This window comes from Phenylobacterium sp. SCN 70-31 (assembly GCF_001724605.1).
Lineage (GTDB): Bacteria > Pseudomonadota > Alphaproteobacteria > Caulobacterales > Caulobacteraceae > Phenylobacterium.
In genome coordinates, this window is record NZ_MEEX01000008.1 from 1 (window position 1) to 20,056 (window position 20,056).

General features: G+C 71.3%; 22 protein-coding genes. 13 read left to right on the forward strand and 9 right to left on the reverse strand.

Annotation, left to right across the window (positions count from 1 at the left end):
- The 4 genes from ABS78_RS08040 to ABS78_RS08055 form a co-directional block, all read left to right on the forward strand.
- A partial coding sequence (locus tag ABS78_RS08040) for a hypothetical protein (RefSeq protein ID WP_293376863.1) occupies positions 1-343 on the forward strand: 343 nt, incomplete at its 5' end.
- A 433-nt stretch (positions 344-776) separates the two neighbouring features.
- Positions 777-1,967 carry a thiolase domain-containing protein gene (locus ABS78_RS08045; RefSeq protein WP_293376865.1) on the forward strand — a complete coding sequence of 397 codons (1,191 nt, stop codon included), beginning with the start codon at positions 777-779 and terminating at the stop codon, positions 1,965-1,967.
- A 2-nt stretch (positions 1,968-1,969) separates the two neighbouring features.
- Positions 1,970-2,386 (forward strand): Zn-ribbon domain-containing OB-fold protein, encoded by a 417-nt coding sequence (locus tag ABS78_RS08050; protein WP_293376867.1) that lies wholly within the window; start codon positions 1,970-1,972, stop codon positions 2,384-2,386.
- A gap of 51 nt (positions 2,387-2,437) precedes the next feature.
- Positions 2,438-2,935 (forward strand): DUF3237 domain-containing protein, encoded by a 498-nt coding sequence (locus ABS78_RS08055; RefSeq protein ID WP_293376869.1) that lies wholly within the window; start codon positions 2,438-2,440, stop codon positions 2,933-2,935.
- Positions 2,936-2,948: 13 nt separating this feature from the next.
- Here ABS78_RS08055 and ABS78_RS08060 read toward each other — a convergent pair whose 3' ends face one another.
- The gene (locus ABS78_RS08060; protein WP_293376871.1) at positions 2,949-3,530 is read right to left on the reverse strand and encodes a hypothetical protein; all 582 of its coding nucleotides are present in this window, start codon (positions 3,528-3,530) and stop codon (positions 2,949-2,951) included.
- A gap of 231 nt (positions 3,531-3,761) precedes the next feature.
- Between ABS78_RS08060 and ABS78_RS08065 the strand changes: the two genes are divergently transcribed.
- Genes ABS78_RS08065 through ABS78_RS08080 form a run of 4 tightly spaced genes read left to right on the forward strand, consistent with a single transcriptional unit; the run spans position 3,762 to position 7,961 of the window.
- Positions 3,762-4,157, forward strand: a complete 396-nt coding sequence (locus tag ABS78_RS08065; protein ID WP_293376873.1) for an OB-fold domain-containing protein — start codon at positions 3,762-3,764, stop codon at positions 4,155-4,157.
- Between the two features lie 4 nt (positions 4,158-4,161).
- Positions 4,162-5,304 carry a hypothetical protein gene (locus tag ABS78_RS08070; protein ID WP_293376875.1) on the forward strand — a complete coding sequence of 381 codons (1,143 nt, stop codon included), beginning with the start codon at positions 4,162-4,164 and terminating at the stop codon, positions 5,302-5,304.
- Entirely contained in the window at positions 5,304-6,752 is a 1,449-nt protein-coding gene (locus tag ABS78_RS08075) for a CehA/McbA family metallohydrolase (protein ID WP_293376877.1), read from the forward strand. Before ABS78_RS08070 ends, ABS78_RS08075 begins: the two co-directional genes overlap by 1 nt.
- 39 nt (positions 6,753-6,791) lie before the next feature.
- A complete protein-coding gene (locus ABS78_RS08080) occupies positions 6,792-7,961 on the forward strand; it encodes a Gfo/Idh/MocA family oxidoreductase (protein WP_293376879.1) in 1,170 nt (389 codons plus the stop codon).
- Here ABS78_RS08080 and ABS78_RS08085 read toward each other — a convergent pair.
- Together ABS78_RS08085 and ABS78_RS08090 are read right to left on the reverse strand one after the other, a co-directional pair.
- Positions 7,958-8,710, reverse strand: a complete 753-nt coding sequence (locus tag ABS78_RS08085) for a PIG-L family deacetylase (RefSeq protein ID WP_293376881.1) — start codon at positions 8,708-8,710, stop codon at positions 7,958-7,960. The two genes, ABS78_RS08080 and ABS78_RS08085, sit on opposite strands and share 4 nt — an antisense overlap.
- Positions 8,711-8,717: 7 nt before the next feature.
- On the reverse strand, positions 8,718-9,143 hold the full coding sequence (locus tag ABS78_RS08090; protein ID WP_293376883.1) for an Lrp/AsnC family transcriptional regulator: 426 nt from the start codon (positions 9,141-9,143) through the stop codon (positions 8,718-8,720).
- A gap of 124 nt (positions 9,144-9,267) precedes the next feature.
- On the opposite strand from ABS78_RS08090, the gene ABS78_RS08095 reads away from it, so the two are divergent.
- Both ABS78_RS08095 and ABS78_RS08100 read left to right on the forward strand, forming a co-directional pair.
- Positions 9,268-10,377 carry a saccharopine dehydrogenase family protein gene (locus ABS78_RS08095; protein ID WP_293376885.1) on the forward strand — a complete coding sequence of 370 codons (1,110 nt, stop codon included), beginning with the start codon at positions 9,268-9,270 and terminating at the stop codon, positions 10,375-10,377.
- A gap of 25 nt (positions 10,378-10,402) precedes the next feature.
- Complete coding sequence (locus ABS78_RS08100; protein WP_293377162.1) at positions 10,403-11,920, forward strand: aldehyde dehydrogenase family protein; 1,518 nt, start codon at positions 10,403-10,405, stop codon at positions 11,918-11,920.
- A gap of 43 nt (positions 11,921-11,963) precedes the next feature.
- On the opposite strand, the gene ABS78_RS08105 is transcribed toward ABS78_RS08100, so the two are convergent.
- Complete coding sequence (locus ABS78_RS08105; RefSeq protein WP_293376887.1) at positions 11,964-13,241, reverse strand: transcription antitermination factor NusB; 1,278 nt, start codon at positions 13,239-13,241, stop codon at positions 11,964-11,966.
- A 53-nt stretch (positions 13,242-13,294) separates the two neighbouring features.
- On the opposite strand from ABS78_RS08105, the gene ABS78_RS08110 reads away from it, so the two are divergent.
- Positions 13,295-13,537 carry a DUF1674 domain-containing protein gene (locus ABS78_RS08110; protein WP_293376889.1) on the forward strand — a complete coding sequence of 81 codons (243 nt, stop codon included), beginning with the start codon at positions 13,295-13,297 and terminating at the stop codon, positions 13,535-13,537.
- Here the strand turns inward: ABS78_RS08110 and ABS78_RS08115 are convergent.
- Positions 13,534-14,472 carry a thioesterase family protein gene (locus ABS78_RS08115; protein WP_293376891.1) on the reverse strand — a complete coding sequence of 313 codons (939 nt, stop codon included), beginning with the start codon at positions 14,470-14,472 and terminating at the stop codon, positions 13,534-13,536. The two genes, ABS78_RS08110 and ABS78_RS08115, sit on opposite strands and share 4 nt — an antisense overlap.
- A 51-nt stretch (positions 14,473-14,523) precedes the next feature.
- Complete coding sequence (locus ABS78_RS08120; RefSeq protein WP_293376893.1) at positions 14,524-14,736, reverse strand: hypothetical protein; 213 nt, start codon at positions 14,734-14,736, stop codon at positions 14,524-14,526.
- Between the two features lie 141 nt (positions 14,737-14,877).
- Between ABS78_RS08120 and ABS78_RS08125 the strand changes: the two genes are divergently transcribed.
- Together ABS78_RS08125 and ABS78_RS08130 are read left to right on the forward strand one after the other, a co-directional pair.
- Positions 14,878-15,711, forward strand: coding sequence for a cytochrome b/b6 domain-containing protein (locus tag ABS78_RS08125; protein WP_293376895.1), 834 nt, complete (start codon positions 14,878-14,880; stop codon positions 15,709-15,711).
- Positions 15,708-16,481, forward strand: coding sequence for a molybdopterin-binding protein (locus ABS78_RS08130; protein ID WP_293376897.1), 774 nt, complete (start codon positions 15,708-15,710; stop codon positions 16,479-16,481). Before ABS78_RS08125 ends, ABS78_RS08130 begins: the two co-directional genes overlap by 4 nt.
- A gap of 16 nt (positions 16,482-16,497) precedes the next feature.
- On the opposite strand, the gene ABS78_RS08135 is transcribed toward ABS78_RS08130, so the two are convergent.
- The 3 genes from ABS78_RS08135 to ABS78_RS08145 all read right to left on the reverse strand — a co-directional run bounded on the left by ABS78_RS08135 (position 16,498) and on the right by ABS78_RS08145 (position 19,856).
- Positions 16,498-17,340: a phosphatase PAP2 family protein gene (locus tag ABS78_RS08135; RefSeq protein WP_293376899.1), complete on the reverse strand. Its 843-nt coding sequence runs from the start codon at positions 17,338-17,340 to the stop codon at positions 16,498-16,500.
- A gap of 91 nt (positions 17,341-17,431) precedes the next feature.
- Positions 17,432-18,484 (reverse strand): deoxyhypusine synthase, encoded by a 1,053-nt coding sequence (locus ABS78_RS08140; protein WP_293376901.1) that lies wholly within the window; start codon positions 18,482-18,484, stop codon positions 17,432-17,434.
- Positions 18,485-18,584: 100 nt separating this feature from the next.
- Positions 18,585-19,856: a type III PLP-dependent enzyme gene (locus ABS78_RS08145; protein WP_293376903.1), complete on the reverse strand. Its 1,272-nt coding sequence runs from the start codon at positions 19,854-19,856 to the stop codon at positions 18,585-18,587.
- Positions 19,857-20,056: the final 200 nt, after the last annotated feature.

Here is a 20,056-nt window from a genome sequence, read left to right on the forward strand (position 1 = left end):
CCGCTTCGACATCCTGGCCGAAGCCGTCCGCGAGGCCGCCGACGACGCCGGCTGCGATCCCGCCGAGCGCGAAGACCTCGCCGAACGCTTCCACGCCGAGGCCTGGGACTGGACCGAACGACCCGACTTCCTCACCGAGGACCTGGACACCCTCATCCACCGCGCCCGCACCCTCATGGACCTCGACGACGAGGACGAGGACGGCTCAGCCGACGACCTCATCGAGGGCGAGGCCCGCGAGGTCTTCCACCCCGAACCCCGACCCGATCCCCCGTCCGACCGCGGGGCCTGGCCCCTGGACGACCAGGGCCGCCCCCGAACCCCCTGGGCCAACTCCAGCTGACCGCGCCGGCGCGCCACCACCCAAAATTCGGTCCACGGATACACACCGATCCACACGGAGGGCGCCGACGCCCCCTATCCGTGCGTCTCCGTGCGCATCCGTGGACCGCGCGAAGCGCGCCGATCCCGCCGTCTTCGAACCACGGAAAACACGGAAAACACGGAAGGGCGCCCGGCTCCCCAAGGCCGCGAAGCGGCGCCCCTGCATGCTCGGAACCTCGGAAAAGCCCGCGACCCCATGACCGAGCCTCCGCTCACGCGGAGGCTCAGGCCGCTTGCGGCCCCTTCCGTGTTTTCCGTGTCTTCCGTGGTTCCAAACAGACCCGGAGACCGACAGGCCCCCGTCCGCACGTCCCTGACCCTAGGTGCGATTGCCGGACGCCCGCCCGGGGGCTAAGCCCATACCGGTCTTTCGCACCGTTCCCGGGGGAGCCATGACGATCAAGGGCAAGGCCTATGTGATGGGGGCCTACGAGCACCCCACCCGCGACGCCCCCGACAAGACCACCGCCCAGCTCCACGCCGAGAGCGCCAAGGGGGCGCTGGAGGATGCGGGCCTGTCGTTCGACGACGTGGACGCCTACTTCTGCGCCGGCGACGCGCCGGGCTTCGGGGCCATGTCGATGATCGACTACATGGGCCTGCGGAACGTCCGCCACATGGACACCACCGAGACCGGCGGCTCGTCCTATCTGGTGCACGTGAACCACGCCGCCCAGGCGATCGCGGCGGGCAAGTGCAGCGTCGCCCTCGTCACCCTGGCCGGGCGGCCGCGGAACGGGGGGAACCGGCCCGGCGCGGCCGGCGGCGGGCGGCCGCCGCAGGGCCTGAGCGACGGCGCGCCCGAGGCGGGTTTCGAGAGCATCTACGGCGGCTCGACCCACAACACCTACGGCATGTGCGCCATGCGCCACATGTACGAGTACGGCACCACGTCGGAACAGCTCGCCTGGATCAAGGTGGCCGCCAGCCATCACGCCCAGTGGAACGAGCACGCCTTCCTGAAGAACGTGGTCACCGTCGAGGAGGTGGTGTCGAGCCGGATGATCGCCGACCCGCTGCACCTCCTGGACTGCTGCGTGGTGACCGACGGCGGCGGCGCGGTGATCGTCACCTCGCCCGAGGTGGCGCGCAGCCTGAAGCGACCCAAGGTGAAGCTGCTGGGCGCGGCCGAGGCGCCCAAGGTGCAGCTGGGCGGCAAGCTGGACCTGACCCATTCGGGCGCGGTCTGGTCGGGGCCGAAGGCGTTCGGGGAAGCCGGCGTGACGCCCGCCGACATCAAGTACGCCTCGATCTACGACAGCTTCACCATCACCGTCCTGATGCAGCTCGAGGACCTGGGCTTCTGCGCCAAGGGCGAGGGCGGGAAGTTCGTGGCCGACGGAAACCTGATCTCGGGCGTCGGCAAGCTGCCGTTCAACACCGACGGCGGCGGCCTCTGCAACAACCACCCCACCAACCGCGGCGGCATCACCAAGATCATCGAGGCGGTCCGCCAGCTCCGGGGCGAGGCCCATCCCAAGGTCCAGGTGGCCAACTGCGACCTGGCGTTGGCCCACGGCACCGGCGGTTCGCTGGGCGTCCGCCACGGCGCGGCGACACTCATCATGGAACGGGAGGGCTGAGCATGTCCGAACCCCAAACGGCTCGTGAGCCGATGACCCGGCCGCTCCCGGCCCCCGCCGTCACCCTCGAATCCAAGCCGTTCTTCGACGCGGCCGCCGAGGGCCGGTTCCTGATCAAGCGCTGCCAGGCCTGCGGCGAGGCGCACTGGTATCCCCGCACGATCTGCCCGTTCTGCCACTCCGACCGCACGGTCTGGGAGGAAGGGTCCGGCCAGGGCGAGGTCTACACCTACTCGGTCATGCGGCGCTCGCCGACCGGCCCCTACGCCATCGGCTACGTCACCCTGGACGAGGGGCCGAACATGCTGACCAACTTCCTCGACGTGGCGCCCGAGGATCTGAAGATCGGCCTGCGGGTGAAGGTGAAGTTCCAGGACACCGAGGGCGGGCCGCCTGTCCCGGTTTTCGTCCCGGCTTAAAGGGTCGTATCGCCGGCGCGAGACCGGCGCGGCCATAAAGGGGAGGAAGAGATGTCCGAGTTCGATTTCGGCGACCGGTCGCTCCAGGGCCGGCCGTTGTGCTGCGCCCGCTTCGAAGTGGGCGGCATCATGGATCTGGGCGCTTCGCCGTGGACCACCCGGCGCATCGGCTACATCACCGGCGGCCGCTTCGAGGGGCCTCGCCTCAAGGGCGAGATCCTGCCGGGCGGCGGCAACTGGTCCACCGCCGGCGTCGGCGAGGACGGCGCGGCCACCGGCACCTTCGACGCCCGCTGCATCTGGCGCACCGACGACGGCGCGCTGATCTACATGACCTACACCGGGCGCACCTGGGTGCCGCCGGACGTGGGCGCCGCCTTCCGCGACCCGGCCCAGCCCGACGTCGATCCCGGCCGGTACCGCCTCCGGATCGCCCCCGTCTTCGAGACCTCCGATCCCCGCTACGCCTGGCTCAACGCCGTGCTCGCGGTGGGGGTGGGCGAACGCCTCACGGGGGGCGTCCGCCACTTCATCTACGAGATCCCCTGAACCGGGGCCCGGTTCACCAGAGGCCGGCCCAGGTGAGCTGGACCGGCGCCTCGGCCGTCCAGACGCCGTCGCCGTCGAGGTCGGAGTAGACGGTGACCTCCAGCCGGCCGTCGTCCCACTCGGTCTTCACCACGTTGCCGCCGATCAGGACGTAGCTCTCGTCCCGGTCGATGTCCTCGCGCTCCAGCCGGCCGTCGCGCTCGACCTCGAACACGCCGGTCACCCGGCCCGCGGCGTCGAACGTGAAGACATAGGCGTCGTCGTCGAACACCAGCAGCGGCGGGATCGGGTCCTGCACGCCGGGGGTCGAGCCCTCGCCGCCGCCGAACCGCGTCAGGATCGCAGGGTTGAAGGGACCGTCGCCCTCGGCCAGCTCGATCCAGCGCCCGTCGCCGTCGGCGTCGCCATAGACGGTCCACTCCTGCTCGCGCCCGTCGATCTCGGTCTTCACCACGAAGCCGTCGATGAGGCGATAGGACTCGCCCTTCTCGATCTTCTCGTACTCGAGCCGGCCGTTCTTCTTGACCTCGGCGACCGAGGTCACGACGCCGCCCGCGCCGAAGGTGAAGACATACTGGTCGGGCTGACGGGACATGGGGGGCTCCTGGTCATCGGGGGCCGCCGGCGGGCGGCGACGTGGAGCCCTTCTGCCGGACCACCTTCAAGCCCGGCTGGCGGCAAGATTTGGGTTTCGCAATGTTCGGCCGTCTCCGCGCCAACCGCCGCGTGACAATCGCCGTCCGGTCGTCTTTGCTGGCGCACCGCTGATTTGCGGACAGAACAGACCATATTTTCGAAGGGACGGATTTCAGGGATGCCACCACGCATGCTGCCGGAGCCCACTCCGGAGACCAGCCACTTCTGGGAGGGCGCCCTGCGCGGCGAACTCCTCCTCCAGCGCAACCGCCAGACGGGCGAGGCCTATTTCCCGCCGCGGCCGTTCTGCCCCAAGACCGGCTCGCGCGACGTCGAGGTGTTCAGGGCCAGCGGCAAGGCCGTGCTCTGGTCGTACGTCATCAACCAGCGCCCGCGCCCCGACATGGGGACCGAGCCCTACGCCATCGCCGTGGTGAAGCTGGAGGAAGGCCCCACCATGATGACCAACATCGTGGGCTGCCCCCAGACCCCCGAGGCCCTGCAACTGGACATGCCCCTGGAGGTCGTCTTCGAGAAGATGAGCGACACCATCGCGCTTCCGTTCTTCAAGCCGGCGGGAGCTTAGGCGCATGAAACCGAAATCCGTGGCCGTGGTCGGCGCCGCCGAGACCACGAAGATGGGCAAGATTCCGGACGTCTCCGTGATCGGCCTGCACGCCGACGCCGCGCTGAACGCCATGGCCGACGCCGGCCTGACGCCCGCCGACATCGACGGCGTCGCCACCGCCGGGATCAGCCCGGTGGAACTGGCCCACTACCTGGGCATCGTCCCCACCTATGCCGACGGCACCCAGGTGGGCGGCTGCTCGTTCATGCTGCACGTCCGTCATGCGGCGGCGGCGATCAACGCGGGGCTGGCCAAGACCATCCTGATCACCCACGGCGAGAGCGGTCGGTCCCGCGTCGGCGCCGGCGGCTTCCCGCGCTCGCCCGCAAGTCTCTCGGGCCAGTTCGAGATGCCCTTCGGTCCGGCGGGCCCGCCCACCATGTTCACCGTGCCGGTGCTCCGCTACCTCAAGACCTATGGCCTGTCGGTCGAGGACCTGGCCCAGGTGGCGGTGATCCAGCGCGAGTGGGCGGCCAAGAACCCGCGCGCCAGCTTCAAGGACCCGATCACGATCGATGACGTGCTCAACGCCGACATGATCGCCTGGCCCTTCACCAAGCTGATGTGCTGCCTGGTCACCGACGGCGGCGGCGCCCTGATCCTGACCTCGGCCGACCGCGCGAAGGACTTCCCGCAGAAGCCGGTCTACGTCCTCGGCACGGGCGAGAGTGTCGAGACGCCGATGGTCTCGCAGATGTACGACTTCACCTCCTCCACCGCCTTCAAGGTGTCGGGGAAGAAGGCGTTCGAGACGGCCGGGATCTCCCACGCCGACGTGGACCACCTGATGATCTACGACGCCTTCGCCCACCTGCCGCTCTACGGCCTCGAGGACCTGGGCTTCGTGAAGCCCGGCGAAGCCGCGGCCTTCATCCGGGAGCGGAACACCGCGATTGGAGGCAAGCTGCCGCTGAACACCAACGGTGGCGGCCTCTCGTACATGCACTCGGGCATGTACGGCATGTACGCCCTGCAGGAGAGCGTAAGGCAGATGCGCGGGATCGCCCCCGCCCAGGTGCCGGGCGCGAAGATCAGCGTCAGCCACGGGGTCGGCGGCATGTTCGCGGCCTCGGGGACGATCATCTTCTCGAACGAGGCGCCGTAGTGCGCGGCCGGGCGTGGCTGGCGGCGGCGCTGACGCTGCTGGCCGCGCCCGCGTTCGCCGAGACCCTGACGCTGCGCGGCGTGCTCACCGGCGCCGACCACCAGACCTACCGCGAGGTTCCGTTCCGCGTGCCGCCCGGGACCACGGCGGTCACCGTCGCGTTCGACCATACCGGCAAGGACCAGAAGACCGTCGTCGACCTCGGCCTTCGCGATCCCGACCGCTTCCGCGGCTGGAGCGGCGGGAACAAAGCCCGCTTCACCCTGACCGAGACCTGGGCCACCCCGTCCTACCTGCCCGGCCCGCTGCCGGCCGGCGAGTGGCGGCTGATCCTTGGGGTTCCCAACCTGCGCCAGGACGCCCGCGCCGAGTACGTGGCGACGATCACGCTGGACGACAGTCCCGTCTTCCGCGGCTTCGCCGAGGCGCCGCTGCGCCCCGGCCCCGGCTGGTATCGCGGCGACCTGCACCTGCACACCGGCCATTCCGATGGAAGCTGCGCCACCCAGGCGGGCGCCCGCGCGCCCTGCCCGCTGCACCTCACCCTGGAGGCGGCCGCCGCCCGTGGCCTCGATTTCGTGGCGGTCACCGAGCACAACACCACCAGCCACCATCAGGCCCTGGCCGAAGCCCAGCCCCACTTCGACCGGCTTCTGCTGATCCCGGGCCGGGAGATCACCACCTTCCAGGGTCACATGAACGTCTTCGGCGTGACCGCGCCGCTGGACTTCCAGCTCGGCGGCCCCCGCGCGCCCGACGTCGGCGCCATCCTGGATCAGGTGGAGCGCGCCGGCGGCCTGGCGGCGATCAACCATCCCGGCCTGCCGTCCGGCGAGATCTGCATGGGCTGCGGCTGGACCGCGCCCGTCGACTTTGCGCGCATCGCCGCGGTGGAGGCCGTGAACGGGGCGATCGCCGAGGGTCCGCTGTCGGGCCTGCCCTTCTGGGAGGCGCGCCTGAACGAAGGCCGGCGGATCACCGCCATCGGCGGCTCCGACAACCACGACGCCCGCTCGCCGCCGGGCAAGGCCGCGGCGGTGGGAACGCCGACCACGGTCGTTCACGCCGAGGACCTGTCCCAGCCGGCGATCCTCGCGGCGCTCCGGGCAGGCCGGGCGTTCATCGATGTCCAGGGGTCGACGGACCGGCGGCTCGAGATGACGGCCAGCCTGGGCGGCCGCACCGTGGGCATGGGCGGCGCCCTCCCGGCCCGGGCGGGCGAAGACGTGACCCTTTCGGTCCGCGTGACGGGCGCCGCCGGCGGCCGGGTCGAGTTCCGCGGCGATCCAGCGATGCGGGTCCTGCCACCCATCGCGATCGTCGAGGCGGACCAGAAAGTCCACGTGGCCGTCGCCGCCGACGGTCGGCCGCACTGGCTCCGCGCCGACGTCCGAGGACCGGACGGAAAGCTCTGGCTGATCGGAAACCCGGTCTACCTCGAGGACTAAAGCACGCAGTCCTGGCGCCTCTGCGGCGAAGCTGCTCAGATGCCGGCCATGACCACGTGCCGCATCGGCGTCGTCGGCCTCGGCCAGCGCATCGCCCACGTCCTCGCCGCCATGAAGGAGGTGGGCTGGGCCCTGGATCTCCGCGGCCATGTGGACCCGGCGCCCGTAGGCGAACCGATCCTCGCCGCTGCGGGCGTCTCGATGGGCCGCGCCGTCCCGGACCTCGCCGCGCTGCTGGCCGAGGGGCCGCTGGACCTGCTCATGCTGGGCGCGCCCAACCACCTGCACGCCGCGCATCTGACGGCCGCGCTGGAGACAGGCCTGCCCATCTTCGCGGAGAAGCCACTGGTGCGCACGCCGGAGGAGACGGCCGACCTCGCGCGCCGGCTGGCGCGGCCGGACGCGCCGCCCGTCTATGTGGGACTGGTCATGCGGTCGCTGCCGATCGTGCGCGAGGTGCTGCGCAGGATCGACGCCGGCGAACTGGGCCAGGTGGTCTCGATCGACGCCACCGAGCACCTGCCGCCCGAGCACGGCGGCTACCTGGCGCGCAACTGGCGTCGCCGGCGCGAATGGGGCGGCTCGTATCTGCTGGACAAGGTGGTCCACGACTTCGACATCTTCGGCCGCATCGCCGGCGCGCGCCCCGCCCGCGTGGCCAGCTTCGGGGGCCGGCGCATCTTCACCCCCGACCGCCCCGCGCCGCCCCGGATCTATGAGGACGGCTCGCCCGCCTACGCCCTGCGCGACGCCGGCTGGTCGGGCGCGCCCGACGCCTTCGCCTCGGACATGGACGTCACCGACCACCAGGTGGCGCTGGTGGAGTATGCGAACGGCGTGCGCCTGTCGTTCCACGCCAACAGCCACACCGCCCTGGCCGAGCGCCGCTGGTACGTGGCCGGGACCGAGGGCACGCTGATCGCCGACCTCGTGAGGAACCGGTTGATGGTCCGGCGCGCCCTGTTCCGCGGCAAGCCCGAGCGGATCGAGTTCGGCGAGCGGACCGCCGATGCCCACAACGGCGCCGACCAGGCCATGGCCCGCGACCTGGCCGCCGCCCTCGCCGGCCAGGCGGCGTTCCCCGTGACGCCGTTCGAATCCCTCGAGGCCGGGGTCACGGTCATGGCCATCGACCAGGCGATGGACGAGGCGCGCCTCGTGGACTGCGCCCCGCTGTGGGCGGCCTACGACGCCGCGCGCGCCGGTTAGGGATTGATCAGCAGCGGCCCGACCATCTGCTGCAGCACCGGCTGCCGCGGATAGGGGGTGTGGCTGTACTGCCGGAACCCCTCGGCGTAGCCCACGCCGAAATCCTGTCCCACGCGGCGGCTCCAAGCCTCCATGTCGGCCAGGAAGTCCGAGACGCCATGCTGCTTGCGCACCCAGGCCACCTGGCTGCGATGCTCGGCGACCATCAGGGCCTTGGTCGGCATCAGGCGGGTGATGTCCACGCCGAAGTCGCGGGGCAGCGGGGCGCCGTCGCGGTCCCGGCCGCCGATGGCGTCGGTGAAGTAGAGCGTGGGGATGCCCGCCAGGGGCGCCGCGCCACCGGTGCGGTAGTTGGCCACCGGCGCGGCGAAACAGGCGTCGCGGGCCAGGGCGCTGATCGCCTCGTGGTCGGGATGGTAGTCCGCGGGCGCGGCGGCGATCACGACGTCGGGCCTCACATCGCGCAGCAGTTCCGTCACCGCCCGCCGCGAGGGATCGTCGTTGAAGACCCCCAGATCGGGCAGGCCCAGGCACCGGTAGTCGGCCCCGATGTGCGCCGCTGCGGCGGCGGCCTCGGCCCGGCGAAGGCGGCCGGTCTCCTGCGGCCCATGATCGGCCGAGCCCCCTTCCCCGGCGGTGGCGGTGGCGACGACCACGCGATGGCCCAGCGCCGACAGGTGCGCCAGCGTGCCGCCGGCCAGGATGTCCAGGTCGTCGGGATGGGCGTGAACGGCGAGGATCGTGGCCATGGGTCCCTCAGCGGTCGAACTTGGTGGACAGGACCAGGGCGGTGTTGGTGCGCTCCACCCCCTTCACGGCGCCGATCCCGTCGATGACGGCGTCCATCTCGGCCACACCCTGCGCCTCCACGGCGGCGATCATATCGAACGGACCACTCACAGACTGTAACCGCCGCACACCCGGCATCCGGTGGAGCGCCGCGATCACCGCCGCCGCCTGCTTGGGCTCGACCGTCAGCATGACGAAGGCATGGACCCGGCCTTGCTCATAGGCCGGCGCCAGCCGGACGGCGTAGCCCGCGATGACGCCGCTGCGTTCCAGCTTCTGGAGCCGGGTCTGCACCGTGGTCCGCGACAGGCCCAGCGCCCGCGCCAGTTCCGCCACCGGCGCCCGGGCATCGTCGCGCAGCTTGGCCAGCAGGTGCTCGTCCAGGTCGTCCATGTTCGGCGTTCCGTACAATGAGTTCGTCGATCCGACGTGAATAGGCCCTCAGATCGACGGTGCGCCAATTGAAAGCGGCGGCGCCGCGCGCGAATCTTCCACGACGCCCTCGGGAGGTCAGCGCATGCGCAAGGTCTGTGTGATCGGAGCCGGAAAGATCGGAGCCACCGTCGCGGGCCTGCTCGCCGACACCGGCGACGACGAGGTGCTGCTGGTCGACCGCGACCCCGACACGCTGGCCGAAGCCGGCGCAGGGCGGCCACGGATCACGGGGGCGGCCATGCCGGTTGGCGACCCACAAGCCCTCTCCGCGCAGATCTCCGGCGCCTTCGCGGTGGTCAACTGCGCGCCCTATCACCTGACCACCGCGGTCGCCCGCGCCGCCCGGGCGGCGAACGCCCACTACCTGGACCTGACCGAGGACGTGGCTTCGAGCCGCATCGTACGAGAACTGGCCGATGGCGCGCCCTGCGCCTTCATCCCCCAGTGCGGTCTGGCCCCCGGCTTCATCACCATCGCCGCCTGGGACCTGATCCAGCATTTCGACCAGCTCCACGACGTGCGCCTGCGCGTGGGCGCACTGCCGCGCTACCCGTCGAACGCCCTCAACTACAATCTCACCTGGTCCACCGACGGCGTGATCAACGAGTACTGCGAACCCTGCGAGGCCATCGTGGACGGCCGCCTGCGCGAGACTCCGGCGCTGGAGGCGTGCGAGGCCTTCGCCCTCGACGGCGTGACCTACGAGGCCTTCAACACCTCGGGCGGCCTGGGCACGCTCTGCCACACGCTGGACGGCCGGGTGCGCAACCTCAACTACAAGACCATCCGCTATCCCGGCCACGCGGCGATCATGAAGGCGTTGCTGCACGACCTGAACCTGCGCAACCGGCGCGAGGTGCTGAAGGACATCCTGGAGAACTCCGTCCCGTCCACGCTCCAGGACGTGGTGATCGTGTTCGTCACCGTCTCGGGGATGAAGCAGGGCCATCTCGTCCAGGAGACCTACGTCAACAAGGTCTACGCGCAGGCCGTTGGCGGCGAGATCCGGAGCGCCATCCAGGTGACGACCGCCGGCGCCATCTGCGCGGTGCTCGACCTGTTGACCGAGGGCCGCCTGCCGCAGTCGGGCTTCGTGCGCCAGGAGGACATCCCGCTGGGGGCCTTCCTCGCCAACCGCTTTGGCCGCGTCTACGCCCCGCACGACGTGGCCGCCCCGGCCGCCGCCGAATAGCCGGAAACCTGATACGCCTGTGAGCATGCAGACCCAGACACCCTCCGCCGCGGCCGAAGCCGGCGATCTCCTGGCCCGCCTGGGCGTCGCCGAAGCCCTGCGGACCGGCGGCGGCCGGGCCGTGCGCTCGCCCGTCACCGGCGAGACGATGGCGCGGGTCCACGACGCGGACGCCGCCGACGTCGCCAGGGCGGTCGAGACCGCGCACGCGGCCTTCCTGGCCTGGCGGTCGATCCCGGCGCCGCGGCGCGGCGAGCTGGTGCGCCTGTTCGGCGAAGAACTGCGTATCGCCAAGACGGACCTCGCCGCCCTGGTCACGCTCGAGGCCGGCAAGGTCACGTCCGAGGCCCTGGGGGAGGTCCAGGAGATGATCGACATCTGCGACTTCGCCGTCGGCCTGTCGCGACAGCTCCACGGCCTGACCCTCGCCACCGAGCGCCCCGACCACCGGATGATGGAGACCTGGCATCCGCTGGGCGTGGTGGGGATCATCTCGGCCTTCAACTTCCCCGTCGCCGTCTGGTCGTGGAACGCCGCGCTCGCCCTGGTCTGCGGGGACGCCTGCGTCTGGAAGCCGTCCGAGAAGGCGCCGCTCACGGCGCTCGCCGTCCAGGCCCTGTTCGAGCGCGCCTGCGTGGCGTTCGGCGACGCGCCGGCCGGCCTGTCGTCGGTCGTGATCGGCGGCCGCGAGGCGGGCGAGGCCCTGGTCGATCACCCGAAGGTCCCGCTGGTCAGCGCCACGGGCTCCACCGCCATGGGCCGCGCGGTCGGCCCCCGCCTGGCCCGCCGCTTCGCGCGCGCGCTGCTGGAACTGGGCGGCAACAACGCCGCCATCGTCGCGCCTTCGGCCGACCTGGACCTGGCGCTACGCGGCGTCGCCTTCGCCGCCATGGGCACGGCGGGCCAGCGCTGCACCACGCTCCGCCGGCTCTTCGTCCACGAGGACGTCTACGAGGCCTTCGTCCCACGCCTCAAGGCCGCCTACGCCAGCGTGAAGGTCGGCGATCCGCGGGCGCCGGGCGTGCTGGTGGGGCCGCTCATCGACGCCGCCGCCTTCGAGCTGATGCAGGCGGCGCTGGCCGACGCGCGCGCGGCGGGCGGCGCCGTCACTGGCGGCGAGCGCGTGCCGATGGGCGAAGCCCACTATGCCCGCCCCGCCCTGGTGGAGATCGGCGACCAGACCGAGGTCGTGAAGCGCGAGACCTTCGCACCCATCCTCTACGTCATGCGCTACCGCGACCTGGAGGACGCCATCGCGCGCCAGAACGACGTCCCCCAGGGGCTGTCGTCCTCGATCTTCACCAACGACCTGCGCGAGGCCGAGCTGTTCGTCTCGGCCCGGGGCTCGGACTGCGGGATCGCCAACGTCAACATCGGGCCGTCCGGCGCCGAGATCGGCGGTGCGTTCGGCGGCGAGAAGGAGACCGGCGGCGGCCGCGAGGCGGGCTCGGACTCCTGGAAGGCCTACATGCGCCGGGCCACCAACACCGTGAACTACGGCCGCACCCTGCCCCTGGCCCAGGGCGTGACGTTCGACGTGTGACCGCTTCGTGTGTGACCGGGCCGTCTGTCAGCGCGCAGGGACGCTACGCCCTGCGCAGCCGCGCCACGTAGAAGCCGTCGGTCCCGTCCGGCAGATGGTGGGGCAGGATGCGCAGGGTCCCGTCCGGCCGCAGGCTGGCCTCGGGCGCGCCGCCTTCGTTGGGCGCCATGGGATCCAGGTCGAAACCGGGCGTGCGGGCCAGGAACGCCGCCACCTGGGCCTCGCCCTCCTCGGGCTCCAGCGAACAGACGCAATAGATCAGGCGACCGCCGGGCCTCACCCGCCGCGCGGCGCTGTCCAGCAGGCGGGCCTGGACGGCGGCCAGCTTGGGAATATCGGCGGGGCTCGCCACCCACAGCACGTCGGGGTGGCGCCGGAAGGTGCCCGTGGCCGAACACGGCGCGTCCAGCAGCACGGCGTCGAAACTCCGGCCGTCCTTCCATTCCGCGGCGTCGGCGACGACGGTTTCGGCCGCCAGGCCCGTGCGGGCCAGGTTCTCGCCCACCCGCTTCAGGCGCCCGGCCGAACGGTCGACCGCGGTCACCTTGGCGCCCGCGGCGGCCAGTTGCAGCGTCTTGCCGCCCGGGGCGGCGCACAGGTCGAGCGCGCTCTCGCCCGGCCGGACGTCGAGCAGGCGCGCCGGGATCGCCGCCGAGGCGTCCTGCACCCACCAGCCGCCTTCGGAGAATCCGGGCCAGCCCGAGACCTCGCCCTTCAGCCCGACGCGCAGGCCGCCGCCGGGCAGGGTCTCGGCGTCCAGCAGGGCGGCGAGGTCGGGATCGGCGGCCTTCGGCGTCACGTCGGTGGCCGGCTCGGCGGCGATGGCGGCGGCGACGGCGCGCGCATCGGCCTCGCCATAGGCGGCCCGCCATCGGGCCAGGAGCCATTGCGGCGCGAGGAGGTCGGGATCGTCCAGCTCGACCGGCTCACGGGTGAGGCCGCGCAGGACGGCGTTGACCAGGCCCTTGAAGGCGGCGCCGCCCTTCTGGGCCGCCGCCAGGTCCACCGTGGCGCCCACGGCCGCGTGCGGCGGAACCTTCAGCGCCAGGAGCTGAGCCGCGCCCAGCCGCAGAACGTTCACGATCCGCTCGGGCGGCGGCTTCTTCAGCCGGGCCTGGAGCACCGTGTCGATGGGACCCAGCCGCCGCAGCGTCGCCATCGCCAACGCGCGGGCGAAGGCGCGGTCGCGGGGCGCGAGCGCCGCCAGGGTGGGGTGGTTCAGTCCCTCGTCCAGGCCGGCCCGTCGCGAGAGGGCGGCGGTCAGGAGGTCGAGGGCGGCGGCGCGGGCCGGGAGGCCGCGGATATCGAGGGCTTCGCTCACGGCGCGGGGCGTGCCCGCTTGGAGCGCCGGGCGCAAGGGCTTAGATCAAGGGCATGGACGACCAGCCCCCCGACGCCGCGCTCCCAGAAGCCGCGCCCTCCGCCGCCGCGCCGCCGAATGCAGCGCCCGGCAAGACGCTGAGCCCCGCCGCCCGCCGCGCCCTTGAGGAAGCCGCCGCCCGCCACGCCGCCGAGGCCGAGGCTACCGAACGCGTCGAGGAAGACGGCGGCCCCAAGGGTCCGGAACCCACCCGCTTCGGCGACTGGGAGCGCAAGGGTCTGGCGGTGGACTTCTAAAGGGCGAGCCCCGGGATCGTATCGGCCTCTACGCGGGCGAGTTCCTCGTCGGAGAGAACGATCAGCTTGCGGGTCGAAAGGTCGAACGAGACGGCGATGGCCTCGGCGCTGCCCCAGGGCCGGCCGGTGTCCGGGTCCAGCATCCAGTGCACCAGCCGCCGGATGCGGGCGTCGCCGCCCGCCGAGCCGGACCGGATCTCGACCCGGTCGCCGACCCGCGGCCAGGCGTGGTGGACCAGCCGGTATTCCACGGCGGCGCCGCCCACGTTCGGCCGTCCCTCGCCCGTCCCGGGCCGGCGGCCGGCGAAGACGTGGGGGACCGCGTCCGACAGCCGCGCCATGAACCCCTCGGTGCGCATCCGCCCGAAGGCGTCGCAGTCGGCCGCCAGCACGGCGCCCAGGCCGGTCCGTTTCAGGCCCAGCGCCTGCGCGCGGTCGAGGCCCGCCTGGGTCCGCACCTCGGCCAGCCCGATGGAGCGCGGCCCCGCGCCCTCCGGGACTTCGACCGAGAGTTCGGCCGCACGCCGGCGGATGCGGTCGGACCAGGGAAAGGCCTGGACGTCGCGCGCGGTCACATGCGCCACGCGGGTCTGGAAAGCGGCGGCGAGCGCGCCGTCCTGGTGGCGCAGCAGAAAGAGCAGGCGGGCCTCCGCCTCACCCATCTCCAGCACCCCGCCCGTCATGGCGAGCGGCGCGCCCGGCCGGGCCTCGCGCAGAAAACGGATGTGCTGCTCGCGGACGACCAGCGTAGCGGCGGCGGCGGGCGAAAAGGCCCCGGCCATGCCCAGCTCGGCGGCCATGCCGGCCAGCGCCTCCATCGACTTGGCGACGTAGTGCCCCACGTTGAGGTGACCCATGGCGTCGCATTCCCAGGTGGCGACACCACCCCGCCAGACCTCGACCTCCGCCACGCCGCACCCCGTCTGCAAATCCACGGGAAGCTTAGGGAGTTGGCGCGAACCGATCCACCGCCCTTCTGACGTCGTCTAGCGCCCGTCGCCGGCCCCCTGCCGAGGCTGGGGATTGTCGGGGCCGGGAGAGGTGCGGCGCGCGGGGCCCGGATCCACGGAATCGTCGCGGTTCACCGACGGATAGCGCTCGGGGCCCGGACTGTCGGGCGCGTTGTTGAGGTGCTGGGCCGCGTTGTCCTTGCGGCCCTGGCTCTGGATCTTGTCTTCCGGTCGGCGTTCCGCGCCCATGATCGAGCTCCCGATTGGGGTTGTGGCCTGTGTTCGTCCTGTCGGACAAAGCGCCCCGAGGCGGAGTATCGTTCCGCGGTCCGCCGCTCCGACGGTCGGAGCGACGCATACGACAGCGGCACGGAGGCGCGTTCGATCCCGATGGCCAGGCCCAACCGGCCCAGGACGGTTCTGGTGAAGCGGCACGGTATCGTGACCCGCATCACGCACGCGCTGAACGTGGTGTTCGTGGCCGTGCTCCTGATGAGCGGCCTCCAGATCTTCAACGCCCACCCCGCCCTCTACTGGGGCCAAGCCTCGACCTTCGAGTCCCCGTGGATCGCCATGACGAAGGCGGAGATCGGCGACGAGGCGCGGGGGATCACCACGATCGGATCGCTGCGCTTCGACACCACGGGCCTGTTCGGCTGGTCGGGGCGCGAGGGCGCGCGCGAGCCGCGCGGCTTCCCCGCCTGGGCCACCATCCCGAGCTGGCGCGACCTGGCCGCGGGGCGCCGCTGGCACTTCTTCTTCGCCTGGCTGTTCGTGGCCAACGGCCTCGTCTATCTCGCCTGGACGGTGCTGAGCGGCCGGCTGAAGCGCGACCTGCTGCCGACCCGCGACCAGCTTCGGCCCGGACGCCTGGCGCGGGAAATCCTGGACCACGCCCGCCTGCGGTTCCCGAAGGGCGAGGCGGCGCGCCGCTACAATGCGATCCAGAAGCTGGCCTACCTGGCGGTGATCCTGGTCCTTCTGCCCGCCATGCTGCTGACGGGGCTCTGCATGTCGCCCGGCTTCAACGCGGCGGCGCCCTGGCTCACCGACCTGTTCGGCGGGCGACAGTCGGCGCGGACATTCCACTTCCTGTCGGCCGGGCTGATCGCCCTGTTCGTGGTCGTCCACGTCGCGATGGTCGTGGCCTCGGGACTGTGGAACAATCTGCGCGCGATGATCACCGGCCGCTACGCCATCCAGCCTGGGGAGCCGCCCCGATGAGCCTCCATCGCCGCGGATGGCTGAAGGCGGCCGGCGCGGGCCTCGGCGCCCTGTGGCTGGCGGGCTGCGACCGGCTGACCCGCAGCCCGGGCTTCACCGGTGTCCTGCGCGTCGCCGAGCAATGGACCCAGGGCGCCCACCGCCTGATCACCGACCGCAACGCGCTGGCGAAGGAGTTCGGGCCGGAGCACATCTCGACCGACTTCCGCGCCAACGGCACCTTGCGCCCGCAGGATCCGGGCTACCTGGCCCTGCTGGCGGAGAATTTCGCCGGCTACCGGCTGGTGGTGGACGGGCTGGTCGAGCGGCCCCTGGCGCTGAGTCTGGCCGAGGTGCGCGCGCTGCCTTCACGCACCCAGATCACCCGCCACGACTGCGTCGAGGGCTGGTCCTCCATCGGCAAATGGACCGGCGCCCGGCTCTCGGCGCTGCTCGACCGGGCCGGCGTGAAACCCGAGGCGCGCTACATCGTGTTCCACTGCGCCGACACCCTCGACCCCTTCGCCACCGACGGTGCGGGCGGCTACTACGAGAGCATCGACCTGGTCGACGCCTATCATCCGCAGACCATCCTGGCCTACCGGATGAACGACGCCACCCTGCCGGTGCGCCACGGCGCGCCCCTGCGCCTGCGGGTGGAGCGCCAGCTCGGCTACAAGCACGCCAAGTACGTGATGCGTATCGAAGCGGTGGCCTCCCTCGACCGCATCGGCCGCGGCCAGGGCGGCTTCTGGCCCGACCGCGGCTACGAGTGGTACGCGGGCGTGTAGCGGCGTCCGGCGGGGCTCAGAACACCGAGGTGTTCAGGGGCGCCTGGGCCGCGCAGGCCGCGGCGTCCGGCTTCGGCCCGCTCGCCCGCAGCGCGGCGATTTCCGCCCGGACCGCCTCGAGATCGGCCTTGAAGGCGGGCTCGCCGTGGGCGGCGGCGACCTGGGCCGAGGCCAGCAGCATCCCGGCCTCGACGGCGCTGAGCGTGTGGACGCCGCAGACGGCCCGGCTCTCGGCGAAGGCGCGGCCACGGGCCAGGATCTGGCTGGCCCGGTCGGGAACCGCTTCGGCCAGAACGAGCGCGTTCGTCCAGCCGAGCTGGGCGTGGCCCGAAGGATAGTCGTAGCTGTTGTCCAGGCTGGGAGTGCGCGCCGAGCAGATCGTCCCGCCCCAGCGCTGATACGGCCGGACCCGGTTGTACAGCGCCTTGGCGGGGCCGTTCAGGCGACCCACGTCGATCGAGGTCCTGGCCACCATCGCGGCCAGCTTCGGGGCCGTCTGGGGGGTGAGCGTCGCGCCGACCGCGCAGGAGAACCCGCCGATCTGGTCGGCGATCCCATAGGGCACGTCGGCCTGGGCCATCGCCCAGCGCGGCCCGCCTTCGAGCTTGCGCGCGGCCTCGTAGACCCGCTTGTCCTCCAGGTCCCGGGGGTCGGCTTCCGTGGGCGAGGGCCGCAGGATCACGGCGGGATCGGGCACGGTCGTCAGATAGCCGCGAGGCGCCGCCGGCGCCGCGGCCTGAGCCTGGTTCGCCGTCTGGGTCGTCTGGCCCGAAGTCGTCGCGCCCGTCTGCTGGGCCAGCGCCAGGCCTGCCGTCGCCGCAACCGCCAAGGCGGCGGCCCCCGTCATCCATCCCCGCATACGTCGTTCCCTCCGGCCTTGTGATTTGGCGGCGATCATGGCGCCCGTCGGCGCGAAACGAAACGGCCGGGGAGGTCCCCGGCCGCTCTGACTACTTCTGGAAGAGATCGGCCCAGCGGCGCTTCTTCCGGTTCTTGTGGGCGCCGCGGTGCCAGGCGTCCGAGGCGATCAGCGGCACCACCGTCGTGGCTTCGGCGAACACCATCTGCTCCCAGGTGACGTCCACCTTGCCCCACGAGCAGGCCTCCTTGAGCGTCGAGGACGAGCAGGCCCCGTCGCGCACATCGGCCACCGTGATCTGGACGGCGTACTTGTGCATGTCCACCTCGTGGCCGAGGATCTCGGCGCAGACGACGGTGTCCTGGGCGAAGTTCTTGGGCACGCCGCCGCCCACCATGAACAGGCCCGTGGCGCCGGCCTTCAGCTTGATCTCGGTCAACTCGCGGAAGTCGGCCACGGCGTCGATGGTCAGGTAGGGCTTTCCCGCCTTCATCCGCTCGACCTGATGCTTCACGAGGCCGAAGCCGGCCGAGGAGTCCACGAACGCCGGGCAGAAGATCGGCACGCCCTCGCGGTACGCCACCTCGATCAGGCTGTCGGGCTTCTTGGCGTTGCCGGCGGCCAGCCACTTGCCCATCTCGTGGATGAACTCGCGGCTCGAATAGGGGCGCGGCTCCAGCAGCTCGCAGATCTCGTAGATCGTGCCGTCGCAGTTCTGGAGCTCTTCCTCGTCGATGTAGGTGTCGTAGATGCGGTCGATGTACATCTCGCGCAGCTCGCGGTCGTCGACCGTGGAGTCCGCCTGGTAGTGCTTGAAGCCCAGGGCCTCGAAGAAATCCATGTCGACGATCGAGGCGCCGGTGGCGACGATGGCGTCGATCATCCCGTACTTCACCATGTCGCGGTAGATGTGCATGCACCCGCCGGCCGAGGTCGAGCCGGCCAGGGTGAGCCAGGTCGAGCAGTCGGCGTCTTCCAGCGACATCGACCAGATGTCGGCGGCGCGCGCGGTGTCGCGGCTGGTGAAGCTCATCTTGCGCATGGCGTCGATGACGGGCCGGGCGTCGTACTGGTCGATCGCCACATGCTCGACGGTGTTGGCCAGCAGTTCGGCCTTGCGGTTGGAGTTCGCCGGAGCGTTCATCTTCCGAAGTTCCCTTCTGAGGGTGAAAGCCCGTCGCGAATAGAAAAGGCGCGACCGGGACGGAGCGACCGGCCGCGCCTATAGCACCAATGTGTCCGTCTTAGCGCCTGCGGCGTTTCTTGCCGGCGGCGCCCTTGGGCCGCGACAGCCGGACGACCTTGCGTTCGTCCTCGCGCTCCTCTCGGGGCGTGCGGATCACGCGGCCGGCCAGGCCGAACATCGAGGCCATCGGCGCGTCCCCGACCTCGACGATCTCGGCGTCGCCGAAGCCGTTGAAGCTGGTCGTCATGGCCACGCCGTAGGCGCCCAGCATGCCGATCTCGACATAGTCGCCTTCGCGGATGTCCTCGGGCAGCCAGAACGGGCCGGGCATGTGGTCGATCGAGTCGCACGTGGGCCCATAGAAGCGGAAGGGCTTCAGCGGCCCGCCCACCTCATGCGCCTCGGCGCCCTCGCCGCGGTACAGCTTCACCGGGAACGGCCACTTCATGTGCGCCGCATCGAACAGCGTGCCGTAGCTGCCGTCGTTGAGGTACACGGCGTCGCCCTTCTTCAGCTCGACCTTGGTGAGGATCGACGAGGCCTCGGCCACCAGGGCGCGCCCCGGCTCGCACCAGAGTTCCGTCTCCTCGTGCACGCTCATCTCGGCGAAGCCGCGCTGGATGGAGTCGACGTAGTCGATCATGTCCGGCGGGATCATGCCCGGGTAGATCGACGGGAAGCCGCCGCCCACGTCCACGATGTCGACCATGACGCCGGCGCGCACGATGGCGCGCTGGGCCTGGGCCATCGCCGCCTGATAGGCGGTGGGCCGCATGCACTGGCTGCCGACGTGGAAGCTGACGCCCATCTTGCCCTGGGTCGCGCGGCGCGCGGCCAGCAGCAGCGACGGCGCCTCGTGCGGCTCGACGCCGAACTTGCCGGCGAGCGAGTACGACGCGCCCTCGGCGCTGACCGCCAGGCGGACGATCAGGGTCAGGTCGGGGGCGCCGTCGGTCGCCTCGAGGATCTTGGCCAGCTCCTCATGCGTATCCAGGGCGAAGGTCTTCACGCCGAAGCGATGGTACGCCTCGGAGATCGCCTTGCGGCTCTTCACCGGATGCATGAAGGCCATGCGCGCGCCCGGGGCGTACGCGGCCACCAGCTCGATCTCGCGGATCGAAGCCACATCGAAGGATTGGACGCCGGCCTTCACCAGGGTCTCGATGACCCACGGCGAAGGGTTCGCCTTTACGGCGTAGAAGACGTCGCCTCGAAAATTGTCCTGGAACCAGCGCGCCGCTACGGCCACCACGTCCGGCCGCGCAAAGGCGACAGGACGCTCCGGGGACCGCTCGCGGACCAGGTCCAGGGGCGTATGGTACGTATGCACCGCACGCAACCCCCAACGGATTGTTGAACCCAGACCGGCGTTAGCAGCGCTTTTTGAGGACATCGGGTCCGCCGGAAGGCGCGCAAATAGGGTCTTTGGCGGGAGATGTAAAGGGTTCGTCTGTCGTCCGTTCCGCGACATGCGGCGGCGCGTGACGGACCGTCGCGGCCGGTGAGGGCGCTGGGGGTGGCGGGCCGCAT